This window comes from Hyphomicrobium sp. LHD-15 (assembly GCF_031157355.1).
Taxonomy (GTDB): Bacteria; Pseudomonadota; Alphaproteobacteria; order Rhizobiales; family Hyphomicrobiaceae; genus Hyphomicrobium_C.
On the sequence record NZ_JAVIFT010000002.1, the window covers coordinates 642838 to 663562 of the forward strand.

The following is a 20725-nucleotide window of genomic DNA, read 5'->3' on the forward strand; positions in this document are numbered from 1 at the left end:
CGCTGATCTGGGCCTGAAGACCCCGCACTGCGGGACGGCCCGTTCGAAGGAGCCGCAGCAGCGCGGCTCGGGAGGGTCTATAGCACGATTTTTGGCTTTGTGAACCCCACTCGCGCGGGTGTTGTGCATGACCGTGGATAGCCCGAACGGCCGCCCAGGAAAGCCGGGGCCAAAACGGGGATTCCGGCTTCGAATAGTCTCGGCTGCGGGGCTGTTCTTTCGTATAAGGTGGCCATCGATACGGCGGTCAGTATCCATGGCGTCGCCGCTTCCGTTGCATCGCTACGATGCCCATCGACCGAGCTTTCCTTTTCGAGGGCCGGTTCCTGGAGAACTCTAGGCGAGACTTCCCACGTATGACATCAGCCGACCCCAAACGCTCCCGCCAGCCTGCCGACAAGAACACGATGCGCGCGGGGCTCGAGGAAACGTTCGTCCTTCTCGACAACAGCTCCGGCCGGGGGGCGCCCTCTCTGCTGTTTACCGAGCCCACGGAGATCGTCTCGGCCGTCACGCCGGAAGAGGTTCCGGCTGCGCTCGCGCGCCTCGAAGCGGGAACGACGGCTGGGCTCTATGCGGCTGGCTTCTTCGCCTATGAGCTCGGGTACGTGCTGGAGCCCAAGATCCGCGATCTGCTTCCGGAAGGGCGGAACGTGCCGCTGTTGTGGTTCGGGCTTTATCGCGCCCCGCGCGAGATGAGCGAGCGCGAGGTCGATCATTGGCTTTCGACGCATACCCGCAGCGGTTCCTACCAGTTCACGTCGGTCGCGTGTGCCTGGGATGGGGCCGAGTACGAACAGCGCTTTTCGGCCGTCCAGGACAAGATCCGCGCCGGCGACATCTATCAGTTGAACCTCACTTTCAAGGCCCGGTTCCGCCTCGAGGGTTCGCCGCTCACCTTCTATCGCGACATGCGCCAGCGCCAGCGTGTGGCCTATGCGGGGATCGTCGATACGGGTGAGGTGACGGTGCTGTCCGCCAGCCCGGAGCTGTTCATCGAAAAGCACGGGCGTGTGGTGTCCACGCGGCCGATGAAGGGAACCGCGCCCAGGGCCGGAACGCCGGAAGCGGACGCGGATCAGCGCCGCGTGCTTTCGAGCGACGTCAAGCAGCGCGCCGAAAACCTCATGATCGTCGATCTGATGCGCAATGATCTCGGTCGTATCGCCGAGGTCGGCAGCGTCAGCGTCACGGATCTATTCACGGTCGAGACCTATCGCACCTTGCATCAGCTGACTTCGGGCGTGAAGGCGACGCTCAAGAAGGAGGTCGGTCTTGCTGATCTCGTGCGCGCGATCTTTCCGCCGGGCTCCGTGATCGGTGCGCCGAAGATCCGCGCGATGGAACTGATCCGGGACTACGAAACCGAGCCGCGCGGCGTTTATTGCGGTGCGATCGGCCACATCAGCCCAAAAGGCGAAGCGCTGTTCAACGTGGCTATTCGCACGCCGGTCATCTTCCGCGACGGGCGTGGCGAGATGGGGATCGGATCGGGCGTGGTGTACGATTCCGTGGGTGCGAAGGAATACGCCGAGTGCCTGCTCAAGATGAAGTTCCTAACCGATCCGCCGAAGAGCTTCGAACTGATCGAAACGCTGCTGCATGACGCCGGCTCCGGCTATTGGCTTCTTGAAAGGCACGTGAAGCGGCTCGAGGCTTCTGCCGCCTATTTCGGATACGCGTTCGACGAAAGCGCCGTTCGCGCGGCGCTGGCCGATGCCGTCAAGGGGCGTGCCGACGAACGCTTGAGGGTGCGCCTGCTCCTGGCCGAGGACGGCAAGCTCACGATCACGGTTACGGAGCAGCCGGCACAGAAGCCCGATGCCGTCATGCGCTACGTCATCTCGGAGACGCGGCTCGACAGCACGAACGCTTTCCTGTTCCACAAGACGACGCGGCGAGAACTCTACGATCGCGAGTGGCAGCACTATGCCGATACGAAGAAAGCCGACGAGGTGCTCTATCTCAATGAGCGCGGGGAGCTGGCGGAAGGCAGCCGGACCAACATCTTCGTTGAGCGGGGCGGCAAGCTCGTCACGCCGCCGCTTTCGTCCGGGTTGCTACCGGGGGTGCTTCGCAGCGAATTGCTCGCAAATGGCAAAGCCGTCGAAGCCGCGTTAACGCCCAACGATCTCAAGGGCGGCAATGTCGTCTATGTAGGAAATTCGGTTCGGGGATTGGTGCGGGCCGAGCCGTTGGCCGGATAAGCCCTTCTCAGTAGGCCACTGGCTTCTAAAGCACTTGCTCGTGTCGGGTCGGCGGGACGCGAAGCGATCAGGATATGGTGAAGGCGATTTAAAGGCTTGGTTGCGTCCAGGCCAAGGCCTCGGACGCATTGGCTCGCTCGTTGCGACAGTTAATTGGAACTGTTCTGAGCGGCGTCTTCAGCGGGCGAAATCGCGGCTGTTTCCGAGCCATGGCCGTGAAGTGCGGCCACAACAAACACTAGGGCAGCAAGCGTCAGGACGACGGCCAACGTGATTTCACGTACGGACCGGCGCGCTCGCTCGGCGAAGGGGCCAGACTGGAGTTTTCTGATCATCATGAGCGCCAATTTGTGCATTCAAACACGACAGATCCAGAGTTTCGAACGCCGCGCGACAGAAGGGCACAGCGATTGGGTGCAAGCCTTTTACGTTTGCTGCGTTGAACCCCGGATCGGGCAGCCATCCCCCCGGAACGGCAAAGCCCGTCACGCTCGAAGGCCGCCTCACAGACCGCGCATGATGCAGCCGAACACGAGTACGAACTGAGCCAGCAGAATAACCCAGAATTCTTGACCCGTAATGTATGGAATTGTCGCGCCGAAGACGTATGTGACCAGTGCGAGCACTGTGAGGATGACTGACAACATAAACGTAAGGATGCCAGGGGCTTTCAGTGCCATTGGTCGCGCTCTCCCTCGAGGCTTTGTTTCTATGGACACTTCGACAGATGCGTTTGCGCGCAATCCTGTTCGACTCGCCCAACTGCCGGCTTATAGCAGGCAGCCCCGTAGTCTGACACGAGCAGGGCGGCAACACCCCGCGGCGACATGGCGCGGGGGCGAGATCGAATCTCGCCTTTGATCGCAGGCTGTGCTATTATCATATTGATTTTTATGCAATTTGTTGCCTGCTTTATTGACGTGCTTCGCGATGAACCGTTACCGCTCGTGTGCGTTTCGTGGTGGAGTACTCGTTATCGCCTGGTCCCGGATCAGCAGACCGAGATGGAGACGAGATGCTGCGTACCTGCGTATTGGCTTTCGTCACGGCGCTCTTGGCGTTTCCGGCAGGAGCGCTCGCCTATAGCGACGACGTGCGGAAAAATTGCCGTTCCGACTATCTGACGCATTGCAGTCAGCATCAGCTGGGCAGCGAGGGGCTATCTGCTTGCATGCGCAATGTCGGGCCCAATCTGCAGCCGGCCTGTATCGATGCGCTGGTGAAGTCCGGTGCAGCTTCGGGCGCGAAGTCCGCTTCGCCGGTGCCTGCCAGCGCTGGGCCGATCAACAAGCCGCTCAAGGGTGAGCCGGGTACGTTGACCGCTCAGGGCTCTAAGCAGACAGCGAAGTCAAAGCAGGCCGCAACGCCGGAGCAGACCGCGAAGGCGAAGAAGGTGGTGAAGGTTAGCCAGCCTGGGACGTCGCAGCAGGCGGTGGTGCCAAAGCAGACGTTAAAGTCGAAACAGGTGGTGAAAGCGACCCAGGCAGGGACGTTGCAGCAGGTTCCGACGCAGAAGAACGCTACGAAGCAGGCCGCGAAGGCCAAGCAGGTGGTCAAGGTCAGTCAGCCGGGAACGTCTCAGCAGGCTGTCGTGCCGAAGCAGGCCACGAAGACGAAGCAGGTGGTGAAGGCCGGCCAGACGGGCACGTCCCAACAGGCTGCGGTGCCGAAGCAAACCGCGAAGGCCAAGCAGGTGGTGAAGGCCAGCCAGACAGGCACGTCCCAGCAGGCTGTGGTGCCGAAGCAGGCCACGAAGGCGAAGCAGGTGGTGAAGGCCGGCCAGATGGGCACGTCCCAACAGGCTGCGGTGCCGAAGCAAACCGCGAAGGCCAAGCAGGTGGTCAAGGTCAGTCAGCCGGGAACGTCTCAGCAGGCGGCTGTGCCGAAGCAAACCGCGAAGGCGAAGCAGGTGGTGAAGGCTAGCCAGACGGGGACGGCTCAGCAGGCTGTGGTGCCGAAGCAGGCCACGAAGTCGAAGCAAGTGGTGAAGGCCAGCCAGACGGGAACGTCTCAGCAAGCTGCCACACAGAAGAAAGCTACGAAGCAGACCGTCAAGGCGAACGCATCTGGTGTTGCCAAGCAAACGGCGAAGACGGGCCAAGGCGGCAAGCCGAAAAAGGCTGCTGCCTTGAAGCACACGACCAAGGCAAATGCCGATTCCGCCGCGAACAATTAGAAATTCGCTGCCCTGAAACCGCAGGCGGCATCAGGTTCCGCGCGGCTTGGCCCGGCTTGTCGGCGCCGCATTGGCGGGATCATCGGGCCAGGGGTGACGCGGATAGCGCCCCTTCATTTCAGCCTTCACCGCCGCCCACGATCCGCTCCAGAACCCCGGCAGGTCGCGCGTAATCTGAATCGGGCGATGGGCCGGCGACAACAGGTGCAAGGTCAGCGGTAGCCGGCCGCCGGCGATGGCCGGGTGTGCTTTGAGACCAAACAGCTCCTGGACGCGGATATGCAAGGCTGGTGCGCCGGCGCCTTCGTATTCGATGGCGTGACGGTTTCCGGTCGGCGCTTCGAAATGAGTTGGCGCCTCCTCGTCGAGGCGGCGCTTCAGAGCCCAGGGGATCAGCGCGTCCAACGCTTGACCCAGGTCGTCGGCTGCGACATCTGCGAGGCGGGTTTTTCCCGAGAGATAAGGGCCGAGCCATTCCGGCAGTGTGGCGGTGAGGGTTGCGTCCGTCAGGTCGGGCCAATCGTCTTCACCGGCTGCGCGGAGGAATGCGATGCGGTCGCGGAGCTGAAGCTGCGCTTTGCTCCAGGGCAGGCGCGCTGCACCGAGAGATGCGAGACCGGCAGCGAGTGCGGCTTCGACTTCGGGGCTTTGCTCGGCAGGCCGCGGCTCGCTCGCGAGCTCGATGGCGTCGAGACGGCGGACGCGGCGGGCACGCACGGCAGCAGCTTCCCGATCGAACGTGATCTCGTCGCGGGCGGCGATGCGGTGTCCGGCAAAGCTCAGGATGTCCGCTTCGCTGGTTTCGACGGCGAGCAGAATGCGTGTCGCGGCGGCCGTCCCCTGCATTTCGCCAACGACCAGGAAGGGCGCGCGGGCCAACGCGTCGGCAGCGTCTAGGATTGCGCCGCGCCCGTTGGCGAGGAGGAACTGGCCGCGTGCGCCGCGGGCCTTGGCGATGCGGTCAGGATAGGCGAGGGCGAGGAGAGCGGCGGTCGAGTGTTCGCCCCCATCGGTTTTGGTCTTGCCGTCTCGTTGGCGATCTCCGCGAGACGTTCGGGCCCAGCCTTCGGCGAGACGGCGCATCTCGGTGGCGCGGTGGGAGCGGTCGCGGCGGAAGTTATCCAGACGATGATCGAGCGATGTATCGTTTCCGCCGAGGCCGCGCTCGACGAGAAGGGCCGCGATATCGGCTGCTCGCGCTTCGGTTCCCACTTTCGCGGATGCGATCAGCATGGCCGCGAGGCGCGGCGGCAAAGGAAGCGCGCGGAGGGCACGGCCGGTTTCCGTCATTCGTCCGGAAGCATCCAGCGCGCCGAGCGTTTCGAGTTCCTCGTGAGCAGCTTCGATTGCGGCGGGTGTCGGTGGGTCCAGCCAGGCGAGCGTACGCGGGTCGGTGACGCCCCATTCGGCGCAATCGAGCAAAAGGGGGGCGAGATCGGCTGAGCGGATCTCCGGCTCGCCGAACGCCGGCAGGCTCGAAGTTTCGGCTTCGTCCCAGAGGCGATAGCAGACGCCGGGCTCGGTGCGGCCGGCGCGTCCGCGGCGCTGATCGGCGGAGGCGCGGGAGACGCGGACGGTTTGGAGGCGGGTGACACCAACATCAGGGTCGAAGCGAGGAACGCGGGCAGTGCCGCAGTCGACGACGACGCGAACGCCTTCGATGGTGAGTGAGGTTTCGGCAATCGACGTTGCGAGCACGACCTTGCGTTTGCCCGGTGGGGCGGGCTCGATGGCCTGATCCTGCTCGCGCCGGTCGAGCGCGCCGTAGAGTGGCGCCAGGATGGTGGTGGCGGGATCTATCCGTTCGCGCAAGCGCTCCTCGGTGCGGTGGATTTCGCCTTGCCCCGGCAGAAACGCCAGGATGGAACCGCCTTCGGCCCGCAACGCGCGGTCAATGGCGTCGGCCATGCGATCTTCGAGACGCAATGCGGGGTTCTTACCGACGTAACGGGTCTCGACTGGAAACGAGCGGCCCGCGCTTTCGATGATGGGGGCGTTGTCGAGAAGCTCCGCAACGCGATCGCCCGCGAGCGTTGCCGACATGACGAGGAGCCGCAAATCGGTGCGCAGGCTTTTCTGCGCGTCGAGGGCGAGCGCGAGTCCGAGATCGGCGTCGAGCGAGCGTTCGTGGAATTCGTCGAACAGCACGGCGCCGATGCCTTCGAGCGTCGGATCGTCGAGGATCATGCGCGTGAAGACGCCCTCGGTCAGAACCTCGATGCGGGTTTTGCGCGAAACGCGGGTTTCCAGGCGAGCGCGCAGTCCGACGGATTCGCCGACCTCTTCGCCGAGGGAGGCGGCCATCCGGCGTGCGGCGCCGCGAGCGGCCAGGCGGCGCGGCTCGAGAACGAGGATCTTGCGGCCTTCCAGCCAAGAAGCGCCGTCGAGCGCGAGCGGAACACGCGTTGTCTTGCCGGCGCCGGGTGGGGCGATCAGAACGGCTTTGGCACCGTTTTCTAGCGCAGCGGCAAGCGGTTCCAGCACTTCGTCGATCGGAAGCGGCGGCGCGAATCGCTTTGCAAACGGTGGGGCTGGTTTCGTCATCGTGGCGGGCTTAGCACGCTCTATCCCGGATAAAGAAGGGGGCATGCTGCTTCGCCTTTACAACATCACGGTGCTGGCCGATACGGGGTGCTCGGATGGCGCGCCTTCCGCTCTGTATTGTGGAGCGGATATGCCGTGATGCGGGACAAAGGAAACAACATGCATCGCTTCGCATACTTTCTGGCCCTGCTGATGCTGGCGGGCTTCGGAAGCCTCGCAACGTCGCGTCCTGCGCTTGCGACCGAGCTCGACGGATTCTGGATGGATTCGCACGGCGAAGTGGTGCTGGAGGTAGGGCCGTGCGGGGACGGCATGTGCGCCAAGGTCGTGTGGCTGCGGCTGCCGTATGGGCCCGATCGTCTTCCGCTCAAGGACTACCGCAATCCCGATAGCCAGCGGCAGAACCGGCAGGTGTGCGGCTTGCGTGTCATCGAAGGCTTCACGAAGCAGCCGGACGGCACTTGGGGCGGCGGCGACGTCTACGTTCCCGATCTCGGCATGAGCTTCAAAGGCTACGCCACGGTCTTGAGCCCGACGCAGATCGACGTGCGGGGCTACGTGCTGCTGCCGCTGTTCGGCTCGTCGGAAGTGTGGAGCAAGGTGGCAAAGCCCGCCTACCACTGCGAGAAGGACGGCGTGCCGCCCGCGCCGGATCGGCCGAAGGCGCCTTAAGGCGGCCCTTCCTTTAGCGCGCGTGGACCCCGGCCTTCGCCGGGGTGACGTTTGCGGGTGAACAGTCGAGACCCACCATATGGACAACACCCCGACGCAGGTCGGGGTGTTAAGGCGTGTCACCCTTTCACGACGTTCTAGCCGTTCGGAAAGATGCCCTTTCCGGGCTCGAGCTGAAGGAAGGCGCGCTGGGTGTCGGTGATGTAGTCGCGCACGATCGGCACGGCATCGCGCTTCTTCGCAAGCTGCATGTGGAAGACGAGCTGGCTGCCGGTGCGGAACATCATTTCACAGCTGATCAGGTAGAACTCCCACATCCTGCAGAAGCGCTCGTCGTACATCTCCGCAACCTTGGCGCGGTTCGCTTCGAAGCGGCTGACCCAGTGCGCGAGCGTCTTGGCATAGTGCACGCGCAGGAATTCGAGATCCGTCACCCACAGGCTGTTCTGCTCGACTGCGGTGAACACTTCCGAGAGCGCGGGCGAATAGGCGCCGGGGAAGATGTACTTCCGGAGCCAGGGGCTAGCGGTGCCGGGCGGGCTCATGTGTCCGATGGAATGCAAAAGCATGACGCCGGTGTCGGTCAAAAGCTCGTTCACCTTGGCGAAATATTCGCCGTAGTGATGGACGCCGACGTGCTCGAACATGCCGACCGAGACGATGCGGTCGAAGCGTTCGGTCAGGTCGCGGTAATCGCGAAGCTCGAAGCGGACACGATCGGCAAGGCCGAGGTTCTTGGCTTTTTCGTTGGCGAGCTTGCACTGCTCCTTCGAGAGCGTGACGCCGACGACCTGTACGTCCGCCATGCGCCCGAGATAGAGCGCCATGTCACCCCAACCGCACCCGATGTCGAGCACCTTCTGCCCGGGCTTCAGATCGAGCTTGGAGGCGATCAGGCGCAGCTTGTTCTGCTGGGCTTCTTCCAGCGTGTTGTCGTCGTTGGTGAAGTAGGCGCAGGAGTACTGCATGCCGCGATCAAGGAAGAGGCGGTAGAAGTCGTTACCGATGTCGTAGTGGTGGGCGACGTTCTTCTGCGCCTTGCCGATCGGGTTTGCCTGCTGAAAGCGCTTGAGGCCGCGAGAAACGGTGCGCAGAACCTTCTGCAGCGGATAGGAGCCGAGTGACAGGCGGTTCACCGAGAACAGGGTCAGGAAGTCGCGGAGCGTCGAGTTCTCGAAGCTCATGCGGCCGTCCATATAGGCTTCGCCGGCGGCGAGCTCCGGATTGAAGAACAGGCTGCGGTAGAGCGTCGGATCGGTGAGACGCATGGTGACGTCGGGACCGGGAGCCCGGCCGCCGAAAATATGTGTGCGGCCTTCCGCGTCGATGACCTTCAAGGTGCCGACGCGAATGAACGACTTCAGCATGTGTGAAAGCGGAAACATGTGACCTCGTTGGATTGAGGGGCCGAGCAAATCGCTCTTCAGGCGGCCGATTTCGATGCGCGCGCCTTCTCGGCGGATGCGCGGATTGCGGCGATGTTGGCGGCGTAGCTTTCCTTGGTGCCGCCCTTGAAGACGGCAGAGCCGGCGACGAGCGCATTGGCGCCGGCCGCCACGACGAGGCCCGCCGTTTCCGGCGTGACGCCGCCGTCGACCTCGATGTCGATCGGGCGGTTGCCGACCATCTCGCGCACGCGGCGGATCTTCTCGAGCTGAGCGGGAATGAAGGCCTGGCCACCGAAGCCGGGGTTGACCGTCATGAGCAGAATGAGATCCACCCGATCGAGCACGTGCTCGATCACGCTCTCATGCGTCGAGGGATTGAGCGAGACGCCCGCGCGGCAGCCGAGGGCGCGGATCGCCTGCAGAGAGCGGTCAAGATGGGGGCCTGCTTCCGCGTGCACAGTGATGATCTCGGCGCCGGCCTTAGCGAACGCTTCGAGATAGGGATCGGCCGGCGCGATCATCAGATGGCAATCGAAGGTTTTCTTGGAGCTTCCGCGGATGGCGTTGATCACCGGCGGCCCGAAGGTGATGTTGGGAACGAAATGTCCGTCCATCACATCCAAGTGGATCCAGTCCGCACCCGCAGCGTCAACGGCGGCGACTTCAGCGCCGAGCCGCGAGAAATCCGCCGACAGGATCGAGGGGGCGATGATGAGTGGCCGCGGCATCGGGTGTCCGTGCTCCCGTTCGAGGATCGGTCTCTCGTGAGAGACTCCTGGCCCTTGCCCTACACGCGGGCCTGCCGCTCGACAAGGGCGGACGGCGACGTTTTTGTTGAGACCCCGGTTCCCACGCTTTCTATCAGCAGGCGGGCGCTTTGTCAGACATGGTGAATATACTACTTGTGCCTCGTCAGGCCATCGCTTTCCCGGAAAACAGACTGCTGACAACAGGTTGCCTCGAAATTCAGCGTGTGCGGCGTGTGGCGCACGATTGGGCAATGGCGGGTATGTCCGGAAGGGGGCGACGGGCCTCTACGACGGTGATCAAACCGTCGGTGCGGTATTTCTTGACCAGGAGGACATTCGCCACGTCCGGCCAAAGATCCGACCGCGGCTGTGCGTTATCCCTCTCCCGTACGATGGCGAGGCCATCCGGGTGCGCCAGTATCCAGCACGCCAACTGCGGTGGCGGAACATATTCCGGTGGCCGGGTGAGGCGCGCGAGGAAGCCGAACTCGCCACGCGATTCCTGCGTCATCGCAATCGGCCGATCCCGCGACTGGGCAATGATATCCGCGACGGGCGCGAGATCAAAAAGTTGGGTGAGGGGCGCGCGGGACTGGGTCGCAAGGCTGGTCAGGACGACGAGGTTTGCGAGCACGAGGCCGATCAACGAGCGGCGCAGGGAAGGTCCAACGATTGCGATCGCGGCCAAAGCCAATGCCCCGGCTAGCAGCAGTGGCGGAAAGCTCAGAGACAAAGAGATCGCCGTCACCATCGTGTCGTCCGAGATCCCCCTCAATCCGGTGACGGAAAGAATGGAGAGTGCGATCAGAATAAATCCGGCAAAAGCGAGAGGCGCAATGCGATCGGACTTGCGGAGTTCGATACGTTCGAGCCCGAGCGCGGCCAGGAGTGCGACGGCGGGGAGCAGCGGGATCAGATAGTGAAGCTGCTTGCCGCTGACGAGGCTGAGGCCAATGAAGGCGGGCGCTGCCCAGGCCAGAAGGAAGTTCCTGGCGGGGCTTGCCTCGCCCAAGACATTGCGAAGACTGCTCAGGGCGGGACGCCAGAGCAGGATTGGCGTCAGGAGCATCAGGATGATCGGTAGATAGAACCAGATCGGGCGCGCATGCGCGAATGAGGAGGTGATGCGTCCGGCAGACTGCTTCCAGAACAGCATTTCCGCAAACTCCGGTCCGCCGAGGTAGGCGGCGCGGAGGGCCCAAGCCAATGCGATCGCCACGCCGAAGCTGACGGAGAGCGCGATGCGCCAAGTCCAGCCCCGCTTTTGCGTGGCATCGATCCACACCGGGCCGAGTAATGCAGCAGGCAGCGTGAACAACAGAGCGACCGGACCTTTTGCGAGCAAACCCAGGCCGACGCAAATCGCATACCCTACGAACGCGCGACGCGAGCCGGTGCGCCCGGCAATCCAGAGTGCGAGCATCGCTCCGGTCACGGTCGCGGTCAGCAGCATGTCGAACATGATCGAGAAGCCGAGCGCGACGAACAACGGCAGAGCGAGCAGCATTAGAGCGCTGGCCGCTGGCCCCGCGGCCGAGCGGGGGAGGAGCCGCTTTTCGAGCATGTGGGTTAGTACCAGAACGGCTGCCATCGACAGCGCGCCGATCAAGCGGGCGGGCCAGACCGCGAGACCGAAGATGGACCAGCTTGTATTGATCAGCCAGAACAACAGCGGCGGTTTGTGGGAATAGGGCTCGAAGTTGAGGGTCGGAAGGCTCCAGTTTCCCGTCGCGCGCATTTCCCACGCGACCGTAAGGTATCGGGTTTCGTCGATCGGCACGGCAGGGAGCAACGCAACGGCGACGCAGAGCGCCGCGAACAGGATAACGACGGCTGCGCATGTCGCGCGCGCTAGGACGGCCGGATCGCGTGCGAGCAAGGGACGGCTCAAGGGATCAGCCTGTCGCGGCGACTGTCGGTTGGGACTGCCGCCCGGCACCGGAAACGAAATAGAGATTGCGGCTATAGATGCCTATTCCGGAAGCTTGGCCGAGGATGAAGATCGGATCGGCGCGCCACACCGCGTAGGCCAAGAGAACCAATCCACCGGCGAGGCTGAAATACCAGAACGCCGGCGGGATCACGGATTGGCGCTTTCGCTCCGATGCAAGCCATTGCACGAAGAAGCGCATGAAGAACAGGCTCTGGCCGACAAGACCGATGCAGAGCCAGATGGTTTCGGACGATGGTTTCATAGCACGTCCTCCAGCTCCACATTGGCGATCTGTCTCCTGATCAGCCATTGCACGCCGATCAGATCGTGAATTCCGACCCACAGACGGTCCCACAGACCATACTTCGAACGCCCCGCCTTGCGGGGTCTGTGGCTGACCTCGACCAGCGCGACGGCGACGCCGGATGCCTTCATCATCGCTGGGATAAAGCGATGGATGTGATCGAAGAACGGGAGCGCGAGGAAGTCTTCGCGGCGGAACAGCTTCAGGCTGCAGCCGGTGTCGCGGACATTGTCGTTCAGGATGCTGGCGCGCACGCCGTTAGCAATGCGCGAGGAGAGGCGACGGACGAAACTGTCTTCACGCCTGGCGCGCTGACCGGCGACGAGAAGTCGGGGATAGCGTGCCTGACGGGCGCTGTAGGTTGCGAACAGCTTGCCGAAATCGGCGGGATCGTTCTGTCCGTCAGCGTCGAGCGTGACGATGAGGTCTTGAGAGGCGGCTTGGATGCCCGTGAGAAGCGCTCGGCTCTGGCCGAGGCGGCGGACATGGCGAATGATGCGTAAGGTCGAGTTGACGCCCTTCCATTCGGCGATGGCGCGCGCAGCTGTGGCGTCGGAGCTGCCATCGTCGACGAGGATGATCTCACGCACGGGAAGCTGATCGAGCGCGTTGCGGATTTCGCGCAAAAGAGCGCCGATGCTCTCTTCCTCGTTGTAGGCGGGCAAAACGACGGTCGCGTACATGTCTTCCCCCCGGACAGGCTTTTGCCTAATCGGGTTATCGAGTGTGAAGCTGAAAACAACCTGACAACGCGGACGCGCCGGTCTGTTCGCGTTGGAAAACCAGAAGCGCTCAGATTGCGCCTGGAAATGTCAGAGAAATCTCAAAGCCGTCGTCACGGTTCTCGGCCGGAGACCGCAGCGTCACGGTACCGCCGGCCTGCCGCATGATGGTGTCGATGATGGCGAGCCCAAGGCCACTGCCGGGCCCGTTCGGAAGAGCGCCGCGGCGAAAGCGGCCTTTGAGATCGGCGAGCATATCGGGCGCGATTGCGGGACAGGCGTTGACGACCTTGACCGTACAATTGCTCGCAATGTGCACTTCTATGAGTTCGGTTGCTGCTCCGTGGTTAACAGCGTTTTCGATGGCGTTGCGCAAAACAATCGCGAGCGCGTCCTGATCCATGGCCACCCAGCAGCTTTCGTCGCTTGCCGTTTCCAACCTCAGGCGTGGGCCGACATCCGAACGCCGCCGGTAGTCTTCGACCAGCAGAGTCGCGATGGCGAACAGATCGCTGCGATCGCGAGATTGACCGAGGCCAGCTTCGGCGCGCGACATTTGCAGCAGCTTCTCGATGCGGCGCCCAAGCTGGCCCAGCTGTGAAGCGATGTTGTCGGCGCGGGCCTGCTCGGGTGTGCCGAGGAGATTGTCGGCGAGAACCTGGATCTGCGCGCGCGCCGACGCGATGGGATTTCGCAATTCATGCGCCGCGTTGGCAGCAAAGGCCCGTTCGTTGTCGAGTGCGGCCTTGAGCCGGCTCATCAGCGTGTTGATGGCATCGGCGACAGGAGACAGCTCACCCGGCAACCCGGTTCCGTCGATCGGTTCCAGATAATCTCCGCCGCGCGTTTCGAGCTCGTGCGATACGCTGTTGATCGGGTCGGTCGCACGGCCGACCGTGCGCCAGATCGCGAAGGCGGCGATCGGCAGGAGGGCCAAAAGGGGTGAGGCGAGCGCGAGCCAAAGCCCGAACGCGGTTTCACGGCGCTCGTGCAACTCCTGTGCGACCTCGATCCACTTGCTCTCGGTGGGCAAGAAGCGTGCGTAGTAGCGAAAATTTCCGCGATTATCGAAGCCGTTCCGCGTGGGTGGGGGTAGTTGGTCTTTCGGCGCGCCGGTGGAGGCGACGAGGATCGTGCCGTCCTTGTCGCGCAGCAGGAAATGCATGTGCCCCCTGCTGAATGACAGGGATTGCTTGGCGTCGCCGAAAATGGCGGCCTCGCTGGATCTGCCGATCCGGTACTCGTGAAGTGCGATGGGAACGACCTGCCCGGTTGTTTCCCTCAACGCGCTGTCGAAGACTTCGTCGACCTCGTGGCGGACGACGAGGCCGGCGATGACGACGCCCGCAATCCAGAATATGGCGACGAAAGCGATGAGCGACTTGAGCAGGCGTCGCTTGATGGTCCATTGGGCCATGATCTAGCGATCCATCCGGTAGCCCAATCCGCGAAGGGTGCGGATCACGTCGCTGCCGAGCTTCTTTCTCAGGCGGCTGACGTAAACTTCGACTGCGTTGCTTTCGATGTCTGAGCCGAAATCGTAAAGCGCTTCTTCGAGCTTGGCCTTGGAGACGATGGTGTCGAGGCGATGGACGAAGCACTCGAGCAAGGCCCACTCGCGCGCGGTGAGAGTGACTTCCTCGCCGTCGCGCCAGACCTGGCGGGTGGTCTGGTCGATCTCGAGCCCGCGGATGGTCTGGCGGGGGTTCGGCATGGCGGTTGCGCGCCGCTGCACGGCCTGGATGCGGGCGGACAATTCGTCGAGGTCGAAGGGCTTCACGATGTAGTCGTCGGCACCGGCATTGAGGCCGTCGATGCGATCGCGAACCTGGTCGCGTGCGGTGATGACGATGACGGGGAGCGATTGCCCTAGCTTGCGGACCGCGCGCAGGAGGTCGAGGCCATGGCCGTCCGGCAGGTTGAGATCGAGAAGCAGAAGATCGTAGGCGACCGTGCGCATGGCTTCAGCGCCGTCATCCAGCGATTCCAGCCAGTCGACCGCATGTTGCCGCTTCAGATGGGTGGCCACCGCTTCGCCCAGCAGCGGCTCGTCTTCGATCAGGAGAATTCTCATCCGGAAAGCCGGTTGGAGGATTTTGGTCGCCGGGGACCTATTCAGCCCAAGCTTACAACCAGCTGAATGATCCTCCGATAGGGCCAAAAGGGGGCAAGTCGGGTCTCCCGGGGAATTTGCAAGTCTGACAGGGCCGCTGATGCCCGGGCGGGCGATCCGCTCGATCGCCCGCCCGCGCTTTTGTCAGGCCGTCATGTGTTGGGGCGTGCGCCGGGCCTGGTCTGGCGTGGCCGCCTCCGGCGCCTTGACTCTCGGCGCCTCGCGCGGAACGCGAATGTTCCACCACTGCCACTGCTCGGGATGCTCGCGAATCCAGGCCTCAAACTGGCTGAAGATCATCTGCGTTGCGTGGCAGGCGTCCTCGCGCTTGTCATCGCTGGTTGGGAGATCGAGCTTCCTGGCGTCGATCCGGAAGCGGCTCTCCGTTCCGATGCGTATGGTTCGTGCCACCCAGACTTGCGCATTGGTGTGACGCGCGATGAGGGCGGGGACATGGGTGACGCGAATGTCCTGGCCGAGGAAATCGACGGGAATACCGCGCCGGTCGACATGGTCCGCGACAAAGCCAAGCCAGCCTCCGTTGCGCACGAAATCGATCATCACCTTCGCGGCGCGCGGCCCTTCTTCGGGGCCTTTCGCAAACAGGCCGCCGCTGAACAGCGCCGATCTGCGGGTCCGAACCAGGCGATCGATAAGGGGGTTCGAGAGGGGGCGATAGACCCCAGCCGGATCGCCACCCAGCTTCTTCACCGGCCAGATCGCAAGCTCCCAGTTTCCGGCGTGCAAGGTCACGCCGACCTGCGGCTCACGGTTTCTCACCGCGGTTTCGAGTTCTTCCGTGCCCGTAATTGCAACGCGTGCAGGATCGGCAAGGATACGATCGAGCAGGATCAACTCGGCGGCGACCCGCCCCATGTTGTCCCACATCGCAAGAGCAATACGCGCACGTTCGGTGGCGCTCTTGTGGGGGAATGCGATCGCAAGGTTTCTCAGGCTCTGCTGGTGTCTTCTGGTGCGTGGTCCGATCTTGCGGCCGAGCCAGGCGAATGCATGGGCGGAAGCGTCGATGCCCGCCATCCGCATGACCCCGATGGCTAGTCTCGACAGGGCATATTCGACCCAATGCCTTAGGGTTTTGAGTGGCACGTCACATCCTTTCGCGACCTGATGAGGTCTGCGTCACGTTTGATGGTCTCCTCCCGGTTCGACGCGCACGTCGGCATGCGCTCACTGCCCCCAGAAAAGGGGCAAGCGTAACGGCGAGAGGAACTGAACTGACTAGGCGCTCAGGGTGCGAGAGGGCGGCGCGCGCGGTGCGCACGAGTGAAGAAACACGACAGGTTTCAATAAAGCCCGCCGCGGCGGGGCTATCGTGATCGCGAGTGATGCGCTGTGATGGTGCTGTGGCGCGGCTGCGCCAAGGTCGAGAGCTGCTTTGCCACCGCCACTCCGGGCGCTGACGCAGGGCTGGCGTTCGACGTCTTCAGTATCCTGGCCCTGATGGGCGGGCGCTGGTTTGAAAACCTTGGCGGCTTGCGCAACGTGTTGGGCCAGCGCCATGCGCTCCGCGCCGGAAACCGCCGCGGATGACACGAGGACTGCTAAGATCAAGGCGAGCAACGCTCGCAACATCGGCCTGATCCTTCGAAGCTGGCGTCGCGGAGATCTTAGCAACAATCCAGCGAGTCCAACGAGCAAAAGGACAGATGTTTCCACAGTGGACTGAAAGAGCGCGGCGATATGATCGCTGTTCGGCTTTCCGTTCTCCGGCGAGCGAGTACTCGGGCGCGAGGGAGGCCTGTCTTGCCAGCAGGCGTGTTAGTGCGCGTAGCCGGGCAGACGCGCTGCCATCCGCGACTTGCACAGCTTCAGTGCTTGCCTCACGGCTTCCTTCGGATCGCGGCGGATCGTCGACTGCGCGATGTGATCGCGGAAGAAGTTTGCCCAGCGGAATTCGGCATAGGGCTCAGAAACTTTGTGAAAGCCTTCCGCCTCGCGCACCTCCCAGGCGAGATCGCGATAGGGATCGTGTCGCAGCGCGTGGAGAGAGGGCGGCAGCAACGCGGGTTGGATGCGCCGGCCGAATTCGTCGTACAGATAAAGGCGGCCAGCGTCTTCCATGCGCCGCCAGAACGCCGCGCGCGAGAGGCTGGAAATATCCTCGATGACGCGGACATAGGCGGTCTCGACTTCGGCCAGACACAAGGCCATTCCGAAATGGTGGTGGTCGACGATGAAGAAGTCGCCGCCGGGACCGCAAACTGCCGGGATCGGCCGATTGAGAAGCAGCTTCTCGAACTTTCGGCGTTTGCCGACGCGCCGCTCGACCTTGCGCATCTTACGCGTTACCGAGCGCATGCCGACGGTCATTTGGGTCGGCCGCAGGGAAGCCAGGGGAGCTTCGATAAGGATGGCATTGCGACTGCTGCGATGAGATCCACGATCATCTCGCGCTTCCGCATCGCGCATGTGCATCCCCCGTCTCGCGCCGATTGTTGTGGCAACTCCCTAAAAACTAGCGAGACTTTGGTAAACGCGAGGTAAATTTTGCGGTGATGTCCAGGGCTGAGCAGAGCAGGGGTGCGTGTCTCGGTCGTTCCGCTCGGGTTACCTGCGGATCGGCTATTCGGACTCCACGGTGGCGGCAATCGGTACCCGCAAGACTTCCGTGTTGTTCGTGCCGACAACCAACAACGACCAGCCTTTCCATTTTTCGAGCTTGCTAAGCTCACGCGCTGCTGCGGTGGCGTGATCTTTCATGCTTTTGGCATCCGGAAATTCTTGGCCCATGTGATCCAGGTGGACACTGGTCGCGTGTTCCAAATGAAAATAGTAGCGCATGATCTATCTCGATCTTGGTTGTTGTGTTGATGATCCCAACGGCAGCGCTCGCCCTCACTTGCACGGAAATTTGCAAGGTGATGTTCAATGCGCGGACGCTGGGGAAACTCGGCCCTTCGGGACGGCGCTCAAGGACGCGATTTCGCGTCCGGCGCTTTTGGATGCGTTTGCATCCGGAGGTCGTGCTTTGCCGGAAACTCGCCGACTGCGAAAGTTTGCGGAAAGTAGGCCAACTGATCGTAAGCCGGGTAGTATGACACCGTTAAATACCGTTACATCCGTCGTTACGTCGCGATGGGCGGTTCGATAAAATCTCTATACGTCAATAGCTTGTCCGGCCTGCTCCTATCGGGTGGCCGGCACAGTGTATTTTGCCCGTGGTGGGTTGGGTTTCGATCGGATCAAAGGGGAAATGGCTCCAGAGCGCGCCGCCATCGAAGAGCAGCTTGAGGCGATTTTCGCGTCGGAGGCCTTTTCCTCGGCGCCGAAAATGAGATCTCTTCTGCGCTATCTGGTCGATGCAACGCTCGCCGGCGATGTGGATCGTCTCAAGGGGTATGCCATCGGGGTTGATGTGTTCGAGCGCGGCGAGGCGTTCGATCCGGGAACGGATCCGATCGTGCGCGTGCAGGCCGGCCGCCTGCGCAAGCTGCTCGAGGCCTACTACCACGCACATGGCGGAACCGATTCCATCCGGATCGAGATTCCGAAGGGTGGCTATGCCGTCGAATTCCTGACCTCAGGGGCGGAGCCCGCGACGGCTGCAGTGTCCGCTTCCGAAGGCCCTATCCAGCCCAAGACAAGTCGTTGGAACGTGTGGAGTAGGGCTGGGCATTTGCCGCTCGCCGCTCCGATCGGCGTATCAGCGCTCGTCCTGCTTGTTTTCTTGTCTGTTTTCTTCGGCAACAAGGATGCCGCCGAGCGCGGCTCGCCAAGCAAAATGCCGGCCGACTACACCGCCAATACGGACGCCATTACGTTCGCGGTTCTGCCCTTCGCGAACATGTCCGAGGACGCGTCGAAGACTGGTTTCGCCGATGGTTTGACAGATGCGCTCACGACCGCATTCGCGCGGGTCAAATCCATATCGCTCGCGTCGCGGACATCCGCGTTCCAGTATCGCGCGGCCGCCGATCTTCGCCAGGTCGGGCGGGAGCTTGGGGTGAGGTATATTCTCGAGGGCGGCTTGCAGCACGACGGCGAGCGGATGAGCGTGAACGTTCAGCTGATCGACGCTCTGACAGGCGCGCATCTCTGGGCGCAGAAATTCGATCGGCCGGCAGGAGACGATCTGATCAATCAGGGCGAACTTGTCGCGATGATTGCGGCCGAGGTTCGCCCACAGCTGTTTGGCGCTGCGAAGAGGGCGATACGGGCAAATGCCGGTCCACAGGCGACAGCCTGGCAGCTCTATATGCAATCGACCTGGATGCCGGGCGAGGCGCGAAACAGCCTCGCTTGGGAGAAGGAGCGCGTGGCGCTTGCGACGCGGGCTCTGGAGATCGATCCGGATCTCGGGGCGGCCAATTCGGTTCTTGCCGACAAGCTTTCCTACCTGGCGAATGTCGATCCGCCGTCGGATACGGAGGAAGCTCGTAACAAGGCGACCGAGCATGCGCGCCGTGCGCTGGAGCGGGCACCCGCTGACGCCGACGTGATGTTCAATCTCTCTGTCCATCATTGGCACGCAGGTCGTATCAAGGAGTCGTTCGAGGCGACGCAACGGACGCTCGAACTCGATCCTAATCACGTGCTTGCGCGTTTTCTCGTCAAGGCCATCCCGTTCACGTGCTCGGATGCGCCCCAGGGCGTCATCGACGAACTCGTCGCTTTCGATGCGGCGATCTCATCCGACAATCCGGTGCGTTGGGTTACGCTGACCTGGATTAGTCTCCTCTATTTGAATAATGGAGATTTCGCCCGTGCAGCCGACGCAGCCCGGCGCTCGGATCAGGTTTTCCGCACTCCCAATACGTTTTACCGGCTCGCCGCCATTCTCGTGCAGCTCGGCGAGGTCAAGGCGGCCGTCGAGCAGATCAAGCAGCAGCAGGACAACTGGCCCAATCTCAGTCCGCGCCATTACGCCGACGTCGTCATTCCGAGGCGCTGCGGGGATGCGCCGAAGGCTGCGTTTCTCCGGCGCGTTTATGGCGATCTTGCAGATGCGTTCGAGGCGGCTCGGCGCGGAGGGTAGGGCGTATGGCGCAAATGCTCAGAAGAATGTTCGGCGCTTGCGCTCGATGAGCTGAAGGATCATCGGCGTCAGGATGAGCTGCATCGCGAGATCCAGGCTTCCGCCGGGGATTACGATCGAGTTGGCGCGGGACATGAAGCTGTTCTTGATCATCGACAGCAGATAGGAAAAGTCGATGCCGCGCGGGTTTTTGAAACGGATGACGACCATCGATTCTTCCGGCGTCGGAATCCAACGGGCAACGAACGGATTGGACGTGTCGACGGTCGGGATGCGCTGGAAGTTGATGTCGGTCTCGGTGAACTGCGGGCAGATGTACTTCACGTAGTCCGGCATCCGGCTGAGGATGACGTCGGTGATGGCTTCCGGTGAATAGCCGCGTTCGTCCTTGTCGCGATGGATCTTCTGGATCCATTCGAGGTTGATGACCGGCACGACGCCGATGCGCAGGTCCGCGTGGCGGGCGATGTTGACCTTGTTGGTGATGGCTGCGCCGTGCAGGCCTTCGTAAATCATCAGGTCGGTGCCGTACGGAATTTCTTCCCAGGGCGTGAACGTGCCGGGAGGGACATTGTAGATGTCCGCTTCCGCCTGGTCGTGGACGTAGTGGCGCGCGCGGCCGGTGCCGATCTCGCCGTAGGTTTTGAAAAGCTGCTCGAGCTCGGGAAGAAGGTTTGCTTCCTCGCCGAAGTGGCTCAGCCTTTGGTCGCCTTCGGCAGTTGCGGCGGCGGACGCGGCGATCATCTCGGCGCGGTTGTAACGATGAAACGCGTCGCCCTCGATGAAGACGGCGGTGACCTTCTCGCGCCGGAAAATCTGTTCGAACGTGCGGCGAACGCTCGTCGTTCCTGCGCCGGAGGAGCCGGTAACGGAGATGATGGGGTGCTTGGCGGACATTTAATTAATTTGGCCTGGTTCGCG

18 protein-coding genes are annotated in these 20725 nt (G+C 62.6%); 5 read left to right on the forward strand and 13 right to left on the reverse strand.

Annotation, left to right across the window (positions count from 1 at the left end):
• Positions 1-356 precede the first annotated feature (356 nt).
• The gene (pabB, locus tag RCO24_RS09670; RefSeq protein ID WP_308961664.1) at positions 357-2207 is read left to right on the forward strand and encodes an aminodeoxychorismate synthase component I; all 1851 of its coding nucleotides are present in this window, start codon (positions 357-359) and stop codon (positions 2205-2207) included.
• Between the two features lie 503 nt (positions 2208-2710).
• Here the strand turns inward: pabB and RCO24_RS09675 are convergent.
• The gene (locus RCO24_RS09675; RefSeq protein WP_308961665.1) at positions 2711-2887 is read right to left on the reverse strand and encodes a hypothetical protein; all 177 of its coding nucleotides are present in this window, start codon (positions 2885-2887) and stop codon (positions 2711-2713) included.
• Between the two features lie 335 nt (positions 2888-3222).
• Here RCO24_RS09675 and RCO24_RS09680 point away from each other — a divergent pair, with 335 nt between their 5' ends.
• Positions 3223-4383 (forward strand): hypothetical protein, encoded by a 1161-nt coding sequence (locus RCO24_RS09680; protein WP_308961666.1) that lies wholly within the window; start codon positions 3223-3225, stop codon positions 4381-4383.
• Between the two features lie 30 nt (positions 4384-4413).
• Here RCO24_RS09680 and hrpB read toward each other — a convergent pair whose 3' ends face one another.
• On the reverse strand, positions 4414-6927 hold the full coding sequence (gene hrpB / locus RCO24_RS09685) for an ATP-dependent helicase HrpB (protein ID WP_308961668.1): 2514 nt from the start codon (positions 6925-6927) through the stop codon (positions 4414-4416).
• A gap of 159 nt (positions 6928-7086) precedes the next feature.
• Between hrpB and RCO24_RS09690 the strand changes: the two genes are divergently transcribed.
• A complete protein-coding gene (locus tag RCO24_RS09690) occupies positions 7087-7599 on the forward strand; it encodes a DUF2147 domain-containing protein (RefSeq protein WP_308961670.1) in 513 nt (170 codons plus the stop codon).
• Between the two features lie 137 nt (positions 7600-7736).
• On the opposite strand, the gene RCO24_RS09695 is transcribed toward RCO24_RS09690, so the two are convergent.
• From RCO24_RS09695 to RCO24_RS09730, 8 genes are all read right to left on the reverse strand, one after another.
• Positions 7737-8984, reverse strand: coding sequence for a cyclopropane-fatty-acyl-phospholipid synthase family protein (locus tag RCO24_RS09695; protein ID WP_308961672.1), 1248 nt, complete (start codon positions 8982-8984; stop codon positions 7737-7739).
• Positions 8985-9022: 38 nt separating this feature from the next.
• Positions 9023-9715 carry a ribulose-phosphate 3-epimerase gene (gene rpe, locus RCO24_RS09700; RefSeq protein ID WP_308961674.1) on the reverse strand — a complete coding sequence of 231 codons (693 nt, stop codon included), beginning with the start codon at positions 9713-9715 and terminating at the stop codon, positions 9023-9025.
• A 238-nt stretch (positions 9716-9953) separates the two neighbouring features.
• Positions 9954-11627 carry a glycosyltransferase family 39 protein gene (locus tag RCO24_RS09705; protein WP_308961676.1) on the reverse strand — a complete coding sequence of 558 codons (1674 nt, stop codon included), beginning with the start codon at positions 11625-11627 and terminating at the stop codon, positions 9954-9956.
• Between the two features lie 4 nt (positions 11628-11631).
• Positions 11632-11931, reverse strand: a complete 300-nt coding sequence (locus RCO24_RS09710; RefSeq protein ID WP_308961677.1) for a lipid-A-disaccharide synthase N-terminal domain-containing protein — start codon at positions 11929-11931, stop codon at positions 11632-11634.
• The gene (locus RCO24_RS09715) at positions 11928-12656 is read right to left on the reverse strand and encodes a glycosyltransferase family 2 protein (protein WP_308961679.1); all 729 of its coding nucleotides are present in this window, start codon (positions 12654-12656) and stop codon (positions 11928-11930) included. Before RCO24_RS09715 ends, RCO24_RS09710 begins: the two co-directional genes overlap by 4 nt.
• A gap of 109 nt (positions 12657-12765) precedes the next feature.
• Complete coding sequence (locus tag RCO24_RS09720; protein ID WP_308961681.1) at positions 12766-14112, reverse strand: ATP-binding protein; 1347 nt, start codon at positions 14110-14112, stop codon at positions 12766-12768.
• A gap of 3 nt (positions 14113-14115) precedes the next feature.
• Entirely contained in the window at positions 14116-14769 is a 654-nt protein-coding gene (locus RCO24_RS09725; protein ID WP_308961683.1) for a response regulator transcription factor, read from the reverse strand.
• A 183-nt stretch (positions 14770-14952) separates the two neighbouring features.
• Complete coding sequence (locus RCO24_RS09730) at positions 14953-15915, reverse strand: lipid A biosynthesis acyltransferase (RefSeq protein WP_308961685.1); 963 nt, start codon at positions 15913-15915, stop codon at positions 14953-14955.
• Between the two features lie 249 nt (positions 15916-16164).
• Here RCO24_RS09730 and RCO24_RS09735 point away from each other — a divergent pair, with 249 nt between their 5' ends.
• On the forward strand, positions 16165-16359 hold the full coding sequence (locus RCO24_RS09735; RefSeq protein WP_308961686.1) for a hypothetical protein: 195 nt from the start codon (positions 16165-16167) through the stop codon (positions 16357-16359).
• A 228-nt stretch (positions 16360-16587) separates the two neighbouring features.
• On the opposite strand, the gene RCO24_RS09740 is transcribed toward RCO24_RS09735, so the two are convergent.
• Both RCO24_RS09740 and RCO24_RS09745 read right to left on the reverse strand, forming a co-directional pair.
• Positions 16588-17244 (reverse strand): ParB-like protein, encoded by a 657-nt coding sequence (locus RCO24_RS09740; RefSeq protein ID WP_308961687.1) that lies wholly within the window; start codon positions 17242-17244, stop codon positions 16588-16590.
• A 147-nt stretch (positions 17245-17391) separates the two neighbouring features.
• Positions 17392-17610 (reverse strand): DUF6894 family protein, encoded by a 219-nt coding sequence (locus RCO24_RS09745; protein WP_308961689.1) that lies wholly within the window; start codon positions 17608-17610, stop codon positions 17392-17394.
• 412 nt (positions 17611-18022) lie between these two features.
• On the opposite strand from RCO24_RS09745, the gene RCO24_RS09750 reads away from it, so the two are divergent.
• The gene (locus tag RCO24_RS09750) at positions 18023-19804 is read left to right on the forward strand and encodes a hypothetical protein (protein WP_308961691.1); all 1782 of its coding nucleotides are present in this window, start codon (positions 18023-18025) and stop codon (positions 19802-19804) included.
• 18 nt (positions 19805-19822) lie between these two features.
• Here the strand turns inward: RCO24_RS09750 and RCO24_RS09755 are convergent, their stop codons facing one another.
• Positions 19823-20701, reverse strand: coding sequence for a phosphoribulokinase (locus RCO24_RS09755; RefSeq protein ID WP_308961693.1), 879 nt, complete (start codon positions 20699-20701; stop codon positions 19823-19825).
• Positions 20702-20725 lie beyond the last annotated feature (24 nt).

Excerpts from the sequence above, each read along its gene's own strand:
- pabB (WP_308961664.1), top strand. The coding sequence starts at position 357 with ATGACATCAGCCGACCCCAAACGCTCCCGCCAGCCTGCCGACAAGAAC.
- RCO24_RS09675 (WP_308961665.1), bottom strand. The coding sequence starts at position 2,887 with ATGGCACTGAAAGCCCCTGGCATCCTTACGTTTATGTTGTCAGTCATC.
- RCO24_RS09680 (WP_308961666.1), top strand. The coding sequence starts at position 3,223 with ATGCTGCGTACCTGCGTATTGGCTTTCGTCACGGCGCTCTTGGCGTTT.
- hrpB (WP_308961668.1), bottom strand. The coding sequence starts at position 6,927 with ATGACGAAACCAGCCCCACCGTTTGCAAAGCGATTCGCGCCGCCGCTT.
- RCO24_RS09690 (WP_308961670.1), top strand. The coding sequence starts at position 7,087 with ATGCATCGCTTCGCATACTTTCTGGCCCTGCTGATGCTGGCGGGCTTC.
- RCO24_RS09695 (WP_308961672.1), bottom strand. The coding sequence starts at position 8,984 with ATGTTTCCGCTTTCACACATGCTGAAGTCGTTCATTCGCGTCGGCACC.
- rpe (WP_308961674.1), bottom strand. The coding sequence starts at position 9,715 with ATGCCGCGGCCACTCATCATCGCCCCCTCGATCCTGTCGGCGGATTTC.
- RCO24_RS09710 (WP_308961677.1), bottom strand. The coding sequence starts at position 11,931 with ATGAAACCATCGTCCGAAACCATCTGGCTCTGCATCGGTCTTGTCGGC.
- RCO24_RS09715 (WP_308961679.1), bottom strand. The coding sequence starts at position 12,656 with ATGTACGCGACCGTCGTTTTGCCCGCCTACAACGAGGAAGAGAGCATC.
- RCO24_RS09720 (WP_308961681.1), bottom strand. The coding sequence starts at position 14,112 with ATGGCCCAATGGACCATCAAGCGACGCCTGCTCAAGTCGCTCATCGCT.
- RCO24_RS09725 (WP_308961683.1), bottom strand. The coding sequence starts at position 14,769 with ATGAGAATTCTCCTGATCGAAGACGAGCCGCTGCTGGGCGAAGCGGTG.
- RCO24_RS09735 (WP_308961686.1), top strand. The coding sequence starts at position 16,165 with ATGGTGCTGTGGCGCGGCTGCGCCAAGGTCGAGAGCTGCTTTGCCACC.
- RCO24_RS09740 (WP_308961687.1), bottom strand. The coding sequence starts at position 17,244 with ATGCACATGCGCGATGCGGAAGCGCGAGATGATCGTGGATCTCATCGC.
- RCO24_RS09745 (WP_308961689.1), bottom strand. The coding sequence starts at position 17,610 with ATGCGCTACTATTTTCATTTGGAACACGCGACCAGTGTCCACCTGGAT.
- RCO24_RS09750 (WP_308961691.1), top strand. The coding sequence starts at position 18,023 with ATGGCTCCAGAGCGCGCCGCCATCGAAGAGCAGCTTGAGGCGATTTTC.
- RCO24_RS09755 (WP_308961693.1), bottom strand. The coding sequence starts at position 20,701 with ATGTCCGCCAAGCACCCCATCATCTCCGTTACCGGCTCCTCCGGCGCA.